Annotated in this window: 10 protein-coding genes and 1 pseudogene; 4 read left to right on the forward strand and 7 right to left on the reverse strand. The window is 62.1% G+C overall.

What is annotated here, in order from left to right; genetic code table 11:
• Positions 1 to 132: 132 nt before the first annotated feature.
• The 3 genes and pseudogenes from rpmG to trxB form a co-directional block, all read right to left on the reverse strand.
• Positions 133 to 303, reverse strand: a complete 171-nt coding sequence (gene rpmG / locus ABYB95_RS09910) for a 50S ribosomal protein L33 (RefSeq protein ID WP_305316581.1) — start codon at positions 301 to 303, stop codon at positions 133 to 135.
• A 12-nt stretch (positions 304 to 315) separates the two neighbouring features.
• Positions 316 to 549: a 50S ribosomal protein L28 gene (gene rpmB, locus ABYB95_RS09915; protein ID WP_372658320.1), complete on the reverse strand. Its 234-nt coding sequence runs from the start codon at positions 547 to 549 to the stop codon at positions 316 to 318.
• Between the two features lie 240 nt (positions 550 to 789).
• A pseudogene (gene trxB / locus ABYB95_RS09920) lies at positions 790 to 1,737 on the reverse strand (thioredoxin-disulfide reductase).
• Positions 1,738 to 1,921: 184 nt separating this feature from the next.
• On the opposite strand from trxB, the gene ABYB95_RS09925 reads away from it, so the two are divergent.
• From ABYB95_RS09925 to ABYB95_RS09940, 4 genes are all read left to right on the forward strand, one after another.
• Positions 1,922 to 2,596, forward strand: a complete 675-nt coding sequence (locus ABYB95_RS09925; protein WP_372658321.1) for a Crp/Fnr family transcriptional regulator — start codon at positions 1,922 to 1,924, stop codon at positions 2,594 to 2,596.
• A 115-nt stretch (positions 2,597 to 2,711) separates the two neighbouring features.
• Positions 2,712 to 5,078: a DNA translocase FtsK gene (locus tag ABYB95_RS09930; RefSeq protein WP_372658322.1), complete on the forward strand. Its 2,367-nt coding sequence runs from the start codon at positions 2,712 to 2,714 to the stop codon at positions 5,076 to 5,078.
• Positions 5,079 to 5,131: 53 nt separating this feature from the next.
• A complete protein-coding gene (gene lolA / locus ABYB95_RS09935; RefSeq protein WP_372658328.1) occupies positions 5,132 to 5,755 on the forward strand; it encodes an outer membrane lipoprotein chaperone LolA in 624 nt (207 codons plus the stop codon).
• A 216-nt stretch (positions 5,756 to 5,971) separates the two neighbouring features.
• Entirely contained in the window at positions 5,972 to 7,279 is a 1,308-nt protein-coding gene (locus tag ABYB95_RS09940; protein ID WP_372658323.1) for a replication-associated recombination protein A, read from the forward strand.
• 92 nt (positions 7,280 to 7,371) lie between these two features.
• Here the strand turns inward: ABYB95_RS09940 and ABYB95_RS09945 are convergent, their stop codons facing one another.
• From ABYB95_RS09945 to ABYB95_RS09960, 4 genes are all read right to left on the reverse strand, one after another.
• Positions 7,372 to 8,097 carry a class II aldolase/adducin family protein gene (locus ABYB95_RS09945; protein ID WP_372658324.1) on the reverse strand — a complete coding sequence of 242 codons (726 nt, stop codon included), beginning with the start codon at positions 8,095 to 8,097 and terminating at the stop codon, positions 7,372 to 7,374.
• 72 nt (positions 8,098 to 8,169) lie between these two features.
• Positions 8,170 to 9,444, reverse strand: coding sequence for a TRAP transporter large permease (locus ABYB95_RS09950; RefSeq protein ID WP_372658325.1), 1,275 nt, complete (start codon positions 9,442 to 9,444; stop codon positions 8,170 to 8,172).
• Entirely contained in the window at positions 9,441 to 9,929 is a 489-nt protein-coding gene (locus ABYB95_RS09955; RefSeq protein ID WP_372658326.1) for a TRAP transporter small permease, read from the reverse strand. Before ABYB95_RS09955 ends, ABYB95_RS09950 begins: the two co-directional genes overlap by 4 nt.
• Positions 9,929 to 10,594, reverse strand: a 666-nt coding sequence (locus ABYB95_RS09960) for a TRAP transporter substrate-binding protein (protein WP_372658327.1), incomplete at its 5' end; no start/stop codon positions are given. The genes ABYB95_RS09960 and ABYB95_RS09955, both read right to left, overlap by 1 nt.

Consider the following 10,594-nt stretch of genomic DNA (forward strand, 5'->3'; position numbering starts at 1 on the left):
CGTTTCAAGGTGGCGGGCGCGTGAAGCAAGGGGCGGAGCAGGCATGGTGGTCTGCCGCCTTTCGCCTAACTAAAACACAGGCAACAAAAAACCCGCTGGATCACAGCGGGTTTTTTGTTGGAGAGTGCCGAATTACTTCAGCTTGATCTCTTTGTAGTCCACGTGCTTGCGTGCTTTGGGATCAAACTTTTTGATCAGCATCTTCTCAGGCGTGGTCTTTTTGTTTTTGGTCGTGGTGTAGAAATGGCCGGTACCCGCGGTGGATTCCAGCTTGATTTTTTCGCGTGAGCCTTTGGTTGCCATGGTCGGTGCTCCTTAAGCTTGGCCGCGTGCGCGCAGATCGGCGAGCACGGTCTCGATGCCTTTTTTGTCGATCAGGCGCAAAGCTGCACCCGACACGCGCAAACGGACCCAGCGGTTTTCGCTTTCGACCCAGAAACGGCGGTATTGCAGGTTCGGCAGGAACCGGCGCTTGGTTTTGTTGTTGGCGTGGGAAACGTTGTTTCCGACCATGGGCTTCTTGCCCGTTACGTCGCAGACGCGTGCCATGAGGACACTCCGATACTTTTCAAACAGCCGATTGCAGGAGCGGCAGCGCAGGTCTTGTATGCGTGCCATTCAGCGTTTCAGCCTCACCTCGCCAGAAAATGGGTGGCGGTAACCCGTTCTTGCATGGCCCACCAGACAAACCGGTGACGCGCAGCAAAGCCATAGATTATAGCCTTGCTGCGGCTGACATGGGGCGAAATGGCACCCGACCGACAGGCCTGGCTGCCATTTGGCTGCCATCTATGTGCTTTGCTGCTCCAGAAATCGCTGTGCGTCCAGCGCCGCCATGCAACCGGTGCCCGCGCTGGTGATAGCCTGGCGGTACACGTGGTCTTGCACATCGCCCGCCGCAAAAACACCGGGCACGCTGGTCATGGTGGCCATGCCTTGCAGGCCGCTGCGGGTCACGATGTAGCCGTCTTTCATCTCCAGTTGCCCCTTGAAGATGTCGGTGTTCGGAGAATGCCCAATGGCAATGAAGCAGCCTTTGAGCACCAGATCTTCGGTGCTGCCGGTCTGGGTGTTTTTGAGCCGCACGCCGGTGACGCCGCTGTTGTCGCCCAAGACCTCTTCCAGGGTATGGAAGACCTTCAGCTCGATCTTGCCCGCGGCCACTTTCTCCATCAGCTTGTCCACCAGAATGGCTTCGGCCTTGAAGGTGTCGCGGCGGTGCACGAGGTACACCTTGCTGGCGATGTTGGACAGGTACAGGGCTTCTTCCACGGCGGTGTTGCCACCACCCACCACGCAGACGTCTTGCTAGCGGTAGAAAAAGCCGTCGCAGGTCGCGCAGCCCGATACGCCCTTGCCCATGAAAGCTTCTTCCGACGGCAGGCCCAGGTATTTGGCCGACGCGCCGGTGCAGAGAATCAGGGCGTCCGCGCTTTATTCGTCGCTGTCGCCCTTGAGTACAAAAGGCCGCTTGGAAAAGTCCACCGCGTTGATGTGGTCGAACACGATCTCGGTCTTGAAGCGCTCGGCGTGCTCCAGAAAACGCTGCATCAATTCGGGGCCTTGAACACCACCCACGTCAGCGGGCCAGTTGTCCACATCGGTGGTGGTCATGAGCTGGCCGCCTTGTGCGAGGCCGGTGATGAGCACGGGGTTGAGGTTGGCGCGGGCAGCGTAAACTGCAGCGGTATATCCCGCAGGGCCTGAGCCTAGAATGAGTACTTTGGAATGCTTCATGAAGTCGTGGCCTTGTTGGCGAGGGCTGTGGTGCGGTAGATTCAGCGATTAGGTCGTATAGTTTTACGCCATGTGTCGATAGTTTGTGCCAACACCCGGGAAATCCAGTACCGCAGGTGCGTGGGTAACGTCGCCATTGTAAGAAAGAGCGCTGCAACCGCAGCCCGAACCAAGGAATAGCCGCATGTCCATCCTGTCCAATCTGGATTTGATCCGCCGGGTACCGCTGTTTTCGACCCTGACCCAGGCGCAGGCCGAGTCGGTGGCCGACGCCGTGATCAAACGGCGCTTCAAGCGCGGGGAGTGCATCGTGGACCAGGGGAAAAAGTCCAACTTCCTGGCCATCATCCTCACCGGGCGGGCTCGGGTGGTGACCACCGACACCCGAGGCCGTGAAGTGATTCTGGCCACCATGAACCCGGGGGATTACATCGGCGAGATGAGCCTGATCGATAACCAACCCCATTCGGCCACGGTGCGTGCCGAAGTGCAGACCGATGTGTTGATTCTGGGCCGCGTGGAATTTGCTCGATGCCTGCCCGAGAACACGTCCATGGCCTACGCGGTGATGAAGGGCCTGGTGCAGCGCCTGCGCCACGCCGACCGCAAGATCGAATCGCTGGCTTTGATGGACGTGTATGGCCGTGTGGCGCGCGCCTTGCTGGAGTTTGCCAAGGAAGACAAGGATGGCCAACTGGTGATCCGCGACCGGGTCTCGCGCCAGGATGTGGCCAAGATGATTGGCGCGTCGCGCGAAATGGTCAGCCGGGTGATGAAAGACCTGGAGGACCGGGGCTTTATCGAGCTGACCGAAGACGGCAGCACCATCGTGAAAGAGCGCCTGGGTACCCTGGGCTGACCCCCTGGACCGACCCCCGGCGCCATGCCGGGTTCTGGCGGGAGCGCTGGCGTTTTGCATCGCCATGGCACGCCGCGCCATGGGGTAAGCTTGCTCCCGGACCACTGCAAGGCTTATGACATATTCACTCAATACCCTCAATGCCGACCGCTCTGCGGCAGCTCCGGCGGGTGTGACGCGTTTCGCCCAGGAAATCGGGCTGGTGCTGGGCGCTGCGGCCCTGGGCTTTTGGTTGCTGGCCTTGCTCAGCCATTCGTTGAACGACCCCGCCTGGAGCACCACCGGCACACTGGCGACGGCGGGCAACTGGGGTGGGCGCCTGGGAGCCCTTCTGGCCGACTGGAGCTATTTTTTGCTGGGCTTTTCGGCTTGGTGGTGTTTTTTCGCGGGTGTTCGCGCCTGGCTGTCAACCTTGGCGCTCTGGTTGCGCGGCCAGCAGCAGCTGGGCGCTCCGACGGGCGCGACCGACGAACCGGGCGGGCCACACTGGTGGAGTCGGCCGTGGGCACGGCGTGGCGCTTTCTGGCTGATGTTGATCTTGCTGTTGGCCGCCAGCACCGTGCTCGAGTGGAGCCGCCTGTATCGGCTGGAGTCGTATCTGCCGGGGCACGCCGGTGGTGTGCTCGGGCATCTGCTGGGCACCTGGGCCACGCGCTGGCTGGGGTTCACCGGAACGGCGCTGGTCACGCTGGCGGTGCTGGTCTTGAGCCTGCCGCGTGTTTTCCGCTTCTCCTGGGGCCATTGGGCCGAATACCTGGGCTTGACGCTGGACGAATGGTTCGAGGCGCGGCGCGAAAAACGCGAAGCCGTGGAAGACCAGCGCATCGGCGAGCAAGCCGCCCGCGAGCGCGAGGAGGTGGTCAAGGTCGAGCGGGTGGAGATCGAGGAGCACCACCCCACGCCGGTGGTGATCGAACCCACTTTGATCGCTGTACCCAAAAGCGAGCGGGTGGCCAAGGAACGGCAAAAGCCTTTGTTCAACGAACTGCCCGACAGCAAACTGCCGCAGGTGGATTTGCTGGACAGCGCACCGGTCAGCCAGGCCAGCGTGGCCGCAGAAACGCTGGAAATGACCAGCCGCCTGATCGAGAAGAAGCTCAAAGATTTTGGTGTCGAGGTACGGGTGGTGGCGGCTGCGCCCGGCCCGGTGATCACACGCTACGAGATCGAGCCCGCCACAGGCGTCAAAGGCTCACAAATCGTGAACCTGGGGCGCGACCTGGCCCGTTCGCTGTCCCTGGTGTCCATCCGCGTGATCGAGACCATTCCGGGCAAGAACCTGATGGCGCTGGAGTTGCCCAACGCCAAGCGCCAAACCATCCGGCTCAGTGAAATCCTGGGTTCGCAGGTGTACAACGACGCGCGCTCCATGCTGACCATGGGCATGGGCAAGGACATTGGCGGCCAGCCGATCGTGGCCGATCTGGCCAAGATGCCGCACTGCCTGGTGGCGGGCACCACCGGCTCGGGTAAATCGGTGGGCATCAACGCGATGATCCTGTCGCTGCTGTACAAGGCCGACGCCAAAGATGTGCGCCTGCTGCTGATCGACCCCAAGATGCTGGAGATGAGCGTCTACGAAGGCATTCCACACCTGCTGGCGCCCGTGGTCACCGACATGCGCCAGGCCGCCCATGGCCTGACCTGGTGTGTGGGCGAGATGGAGAAGCGCTACAAGCTCATGAGCAAGATGGGGGTGCGCAACCTGGCCGGCTTCAACGTGAAAATCGACGAAGCCAAGGCGCGTGGCGAAAGCATAGGCAACCCGTTTTCGCTCACACCCGAACAACCCGAACCGCTGGAGCGCCTGCCGCACATCGTGGTGGTGATCGACGAGCTGGCCGATCTGATGATGGTGGTGGGCAAGAAGATCGAGGAGCTGATTGCCCGCCTGGCGCAGAAAGCGCGCGCCGCCGGCATCCATTTGATTCTGGCCACCCAGCGCCCCAGCGTGGACGTGATCACCGGTCTGATCAAGGCCAACATCCCGACCCGGATTTCCTTCCAGGTCAGCAGCAAGATCGACAGCCGCACCATCCTCGACCAGATGGGCGCCGAGAGTCTGCTGGGCATGGGTGACATGCTCTACATGCCTTCGGGTACCGGTTTCCCCATCCGCGTGCACGGCGCTTTTGTGAGCGACGAAGAGGTGCACCGCGTGGTGGCCTATCTCAAGCAGCAAGGTGGTGAGCCCAACTACATCGAGGGCGTGCTCGAAGGCGGCGTGGTCGATGGCGACGGTGGCGATCTGCTGGGCGAGGCCGGTGGTGGTGGCGGGGGTGAGAAAGACCCCTTGTACGACCAAGCGGTGGAAATCGTCGTCAAGGACCGCAAGGCCAGCATTTCCTACGTGCAGCGCAAGCTGAAAATCGGCTACAACCGGGCGGCGCGTCTGCTTGAAGACATGGAAAACGCCGGTCTGGTGAGCGCGCTCACCTCCAGCGGGCAGCGCGACATCCTGATGCCTTCGCGCGGCGAATGAAACCTTGTGGCACTTCTGGACTCCTACCTCGCATGAAATTGCTTAAACCCCTGATGCCGGTGTTCGCCGGCTTGTGCCTGGCCCTGCCGGTGCACGCCGATGGCTTGAAGGATCTGGAGAAGTTTCTGACCGAGGTGGGCAGCGCGCAAGCCGGTTTCACCCAGGTCGTGACCTCGCCCAAGCGCGCCGGTGAAACCGTGGCGCGCACCAAGACCTCCAGCGGGCGCTTCGAATTTCTGCGTCCCAACCGTTTCCGGTTTGAATACACCAAGCCGTTCGAACAGACCATCGTGGCCGACGGTCAGACCCTGTGGTTGTACGACGTCGACCTCAACCAGGTCACCGCGCGCAAGCAGCAAGAGGTGTTGGGCAGCACGCCAGCGGCGCTGATCGCGGCGGGCACCGATATGCGCACGCTCTCCGAGGTGTTTGACCTCAAAGCCGGTGCGGCCCAGGATGGCATGGAATGGCTGGAAGCCCGGCCCAAGAACAAGGACGGGCAATTGCAGAACATCCGCGTGGGTTTTCGGCAGGGCCAGCTGGCGGTGCTGGAAATCGCCGACAGCCTGGGCCAGCGCTCGGTGCTCAGTTTCAACCAGTGGCAGGGCAACGCGCCGCTCACCGCCGAGAACTTCCGCTTCAAGCCGCCCGTCGGCGCCGATGTGATCCGCCCTTGAGTGCTGGCGCCTTCCGCCGTTTCCCGCCGTTTCCTTTCGTGAACGCAAACCCCCCGTCTACCGCCGGCCGGTACACACCGCTGGCCCAGCGTTTGCACCCGCGAACTGGGGGCGAGGCCTGTTGCTTCAAAGTGGTCGATCGCCATATGCATCAAAGGCTGGGAAAGGCCGTTGTGCAACTGTCTGGGCTTCCCCACGGGTCTGCGCGGGGCCCGCATGTCTGATCTGTTCGCGCAAGCGCCTGTGGCGCCGCTGGCTGAAGCGCTCCGCCCCAAGACGCTGGACGAGGTGGTGGGACAGTCCCACCTGCTCGGCGAAGGCAAGCCGCTGCGCTTGGCCTTCCAGTCGGGCAAGCCGCACTCCATGATCTTCTGGGGGCCTCCGGGGGTTGGGAAGACCACCTTGGCACGGCTCACGGCCACGGCCTTCAAATGCGAGTTCATCGCCCTGTCCGCGGTGTTCTCTGGTGTCAAAGACATCAGGGCCTCCATGGAGCAAGCCGAGCAGAACTTGGCGATGGGCAAGCACACCATCTTGTTCGTCGACGAAATCCACAGGTTCAACAAGTCGCAGCAAGACGCGCTTCTCCCCTATGCAGAAAGCGGCTTGATCACGTTCATCGGGGCCACCACAGAGAATCCTTCGTTTGAAGTGAATTCGGCCTTGCTGTCGCGTGCGCAAGTCTATGTGCTGAAGTCGTTGACAGAAGAAGAGTTGAAACAACTCTTGAAGCGGGCGCAGGGCATCGCGCTGGGACATCTGGAATTTGACGACCTGGCGACGGACACCATCATTGGCTATGCGGACGGTGACGCCAGACGGTTCCTGAATTTGCTGGAGCAGACCGGCACGGCCGCCAAAGCCTCTGGCCTGACCACCATCACCGCAGACTTTCTCAACAACGCCTTGACGCTGAACAGCCGGCGTTTTGACAAGGGCGGGGACAATTTTTACGACCAGATTTCCGCCTTGCACAAATCGGTTCGTGGATCGCACCCGGACGCAGCCCTCTATTGGCTGACAAGAATGCTGGACGGTGGCGCCGATGCTCGGTATCTGTCGCGGCGCATTGTTCGCATGGCGTGGGAAGACATCGGGCTTGCGGATCCCAGGGCCATGCAGATTGCCAACGATGCGGCCCTGACCTATGAACGCCTGGGCAGCCCTGAAGGCGAATTGGCGCTAGGGCAGGCCGTGATCTATCTGGCCGTCGCTGCCAAGAGCAACGCGGGTTACAACGCCTACAACCAGGCAAAAGCGTTCGTGAAGCAGGACAAAAGCAGGGAGGTGCCAGTCCACTTGCGGAATGCACCCACGAAGCTCATGAAAGAACTGGGCTATGGGCACGAATACCGCTACGCCCACAACGAGCCCAATGCCTATGCGGCGGGTGAAACCTATCTGCCCGACGACCTGCCAGAGCCGGGTTGGTATCAACCCGTTCCCAGAGGCTTGGAAGTCAAGATTGGCGAAAAACTGGCCTTGCTGAAGAGGTGGGACGAAGAGGCAGGGAAGACCGAATGACCGCAAAGGCTTCTGCCACTGGGTCTTGACGCCCAGCTTGCCAGTGCATGCGAGGGCGGGTGGCTACGAAGCCTGTGATCTTGGCGCAAGCCTCATTGGTCCAGGTCGACGCTGCCGAGGCGCTTGACCCAGAGATCCCACGAACGCGGGATTTGCCCGTCGTTCATGTCCGACGACAGTTGGGCCTCCTGCTCGTTCAGGAACATGATCTCGCCCAGGCCATTGGCGGCGAGTTGCAGCTTGGCGTTGATCTCCACGTAGACCGCGCGAAAGACCGCCTGTTCGAGCGACGTGCCCACCACGGTTGATCCATGGCCGCGCATCAGCACGCAGCTGTGGCGGCCGAGCGACCGGGCCAGCGCCTCGCCGAGGTAGGAACTGCGGATCAGCATATCGGTGTCGCCGCCGGCTTCGCGGATTTCGAAGTGCGCCGACCCGGGACCCAGAAAGCCAGACATGTGGAACACCGGGCGTAGCGGGTTTTGTGTGACCGCAAACGGAATCACGCTCGGCGAATGGCTGTGCACGATGGCCGCCACGTCGGGCCGCGCGCGGTAGATCTCGGCGTGGATGAAGCGTTCGAGATAGGGCCGCTCGCAGGTTTCCGATACCGCATCGCCTGCGTGGTCGTAGCAGACGATGTCGCGCCGCCGCACCATCGCGGGCGCCCGGTTGCACGACAGCAGGAAAACGCCGGGCACGCTGTCGTGGCGCACGCTGACGTGTCCCAGTCCGTCGACGATGCCGTGGTCGTAGAGGATGCGGTTGGCATAGACCAACCGGTCTACAAGATCGGGGGAGGGTGGCTTGACCGGCATGTGGCTTGTCTCCTGGATGGTGTGTCTGACCCTAAGGTCTGCGGCAGATGGAACAGGTTCTGGCTGGCCGGTTCAACCGACCATGAGCGACGGCAGCCAAGTGGACAGCGTGGGTACCACCGCGATGACCACCAGGCACAGCACGACCGCGAGCAGGAACGGGATCGTTGCGACGAAAAGCGGCCCCATGCGGATGTCGGCGGCGACCATCGCAATGTACAGGCCAGGCCCGACCGGTGGCGTGACGAGACCGATCACGGTGGCGACCGTGCAGACGACACCGAAATGGATCGGGTCGATGCCGAGTTGGGTCACCACCGGCATCAGCAGCGGCACGACGACGATCAACACGCTGATGCTCTCCAGGAACATGCCGAGAACGATGAAGACGAGGATCGTCAGCAACAGAAACGCCGTCGGCGATTGGGTCAGGCTCGACATGTAGCTCACCAGCAGGTCGGGCACGCCCTGGAATGCCAGCGCCCAGCTCAGCACCGACGCGATGCCGATGAGCCCGGTGATGGTGGCCGTGCTCAATGCCACTGCGAGCAAGATGGGCACCAGATCGCGGAGCCGCAGGTTGCGGTAGGCGAAACCCAGTCCGAGCGCGATGATCGACGCCACCGCGCCCGACTCGGTCGGCGTCATGACGCCAGACATGATGCCGACGATGACCACCACCGGGATCACCGCAGGCAGCAGGCCATCGACCACCACTTTGGCCGACCGCTGGACTCCACCGGATACGCCCGACGGCAAGCCCGGGCCGAACACGCCGGTGAGGAAGATGACGGTGGCCAGCGCAACGACGATGATCAGCCCCGGCACGATGCCCGCGATGAACAGCGGCGCGATGGGTTGTACCGCCACGACACCATAAATGATCATGAGCATCGACGGAGGGATGATCGGGCCCAGCAGGCCGGCAGAGACCGTCACCGCACCGGAGAAGGCGCGTGGATAGCCCTTCTTCTCCATCTCCGGGATCATGACCTTGCTCATGACGCCGATCTGCGCCACCGCCGAACCGAGGATCGACGCGGCCATCGCGTTCGTGATCAGGTTTGCGTATGCAAGACCGCCCTTCAGGTTGCCAACCATCACCTCGGCGAGCGCCACCAGGCGCTGTGTCAGGCCGGCCCGGTTCATCACCTCGCCGACGAGCATGAAGAGCGGGATCGCGAGCAGGCTGTTGATTTCGAGCGCACCGTAGAACTGGATCGGGATCGAGTCGAAGAGCAGCGTCAGATCGTTCGTGAACAGAAAGGTGATCGCCGCCGCGAGAATGACGCCGAAGATCGGCAGGCCGGCGAAGAGCAAGAGAAAGAAGACGGTCAGTGTGATCATGCCGTTACCCCGCGCAGGTGGTGCAGGTGCCGCAGCACCGCCGCCAACTGGTGCCAGGCCATGGCCGCCACGGCTACTGGCAAGACCGCATAGCTGTACCAGCGCGGAAACCGCAGCGTGGCCGATTGCTCAATGCGCACCTCGGGCCGCGTGATCCAGCCCCAACCCAGCCAGACCACGTAGACCAGCATGGCCAGCATCAGCACGCCGATCAGTGCCAGCAGCATGTGACGCCCGCGATCCGACAGTGCGCGCGGAACGAAGTCGATGCAGACCAGCCCGTCGCTGCGCACCAGCAGCGACAATCCGAACAGCGTCATGTAGACCAGCAGCTGGACCGAAACCTCTTCGGCCCAGAAGATCGGTGCATTGAAGAAATAGCGCAACACTACCTGCGCCATCATGATGCCGACGAGTGCGGTCGTCAGCAGCACGATCAGCACCTTCTCGATGGCGGCCAGCGCACCGTCCACGCGCTCGATCATCAAAGGTCCTTGGCTTGCTTGTAGAAGTCGGCGATGAGTGGGTTCGATGCGATGTACTTCTCGCGGATCGTTTTGCCGATGGCCTCGAACGCGGCGCGGTCGAAGTCGTGCACTTTGACACCGTCCGCTTGGGCCTTTTCGAGATTCGCCTTGTCTGCGGCGATGGCCGCTTCATAGCCCCATTTCTCGGACTCAGCGACCACCTTGACGATCATCGCCCGCTCGGCGTCGCTGCGCGAATCGAACCATTTTTTGGACACGACGATGACCGCCGGGAAGGCCATGTGGTTGGTCAGTGTCAGGTTCGGTGCCTGCTGGTAGAACTTCAAACCGACGAGGGCGTCCAGGTCGATATCGACGGCGTCGAGCAGTTTGGTCGTCAGCGATGGCGCGATCTCGGACAATGGCATCGCCGTTGGCGCGGCACCGGCGGCGTTCCAGAAGTCGTTGTAGACCGGGCTTGGGAAGGCCCGAACCTTTTTGCCCACCAGATCCTTGGGCGATTTCACGGGCTCCACCGACAGCACGTGGCGCTGGCCGGCAAACGCATATCCCAGCCCGATGACGCCGTTGGGTGCGAGCTTCTTCAACATCTCGCGTGCCGCCGGTGTGCCAGCGGCACGGGTGGCGTGGGCGACGTCCTTGAACACGTAGGGCAACGACCA

The organism is Hydrogenophaga sp. (genome assembly GCF_041633695.1).
Classification (GTDB): Bacteria; Pseudomonadota; Gammaproteobacteria; order Burkholderiales; family Burkholderiaceae_C; genus Hydrogenophaga.

Bases quoted from the DNA above. Each gene is read 5' to 3' on its own strand.
- rpmG (WP_305316581.1), bottom strand. From the start codon at position 303: ATGGCAACCAAAGGCTCACGCGAAAAAATCAAGCTGGAATCCACCGCG.
- rpmB (WP_372658320.1), bottom strand. From the start codon at position 549: ATGGCACGCGTCTGCGACGTAACGGGCAAGAAGCCCATGGTCGGAAAC.
- ABYB95_RS09925 (WP_372658321.1), top strand. From the start codon at position 1,922: ATGTCCATCCTGTCCAATCTGGATTTGATCCGCCGGGTACCGCTGTTT.
- ABYB95_RS09930 (WP_372658322.1), top strand. From the start codon at position 2,712: ATGACATATTCACTCAATACCCTCAATGCCGACCGCTCTGCGGCAGCT.
- lolA (WP_372658328.1), top strand. From the start codon at position 5,132: ATGCCGGTGTTCGCCGGCTTGTGCCTGGCCCTGCCGGTGCACGCCGAT.
- ABYB95_RS09940 (WP_372658323.1), top strand. From the start codon at position 5,972: ATGTCTGATCTGTTCGCGCAAGCGCCTGTGGCGCCGCTGGCTGAAGCG.
- ABYB95_RS09945 (WP_372658324.1), bottom strand. From the start codon at position 8,097: ATGCCGGTCAAGCCACCCTCCCCCGATCTTGTAGACCGGTTGGTCTAT.
- ABYB95_RS09950 (WP_372658325.1), bottom strand. From the start codon at position 9,444: ATGATCACACTGACCGTCTTCTTTCTCTTGCTCTTCGCCGGCCTGCCG.
- ABYB95_RS09955 (WP_372658326.1), bottom strand. From the start codon at position 9,929: ATGATCGAGCGCGTGGACGGTGCGCTGGCCGCCATCGAGAAGGTGCTG.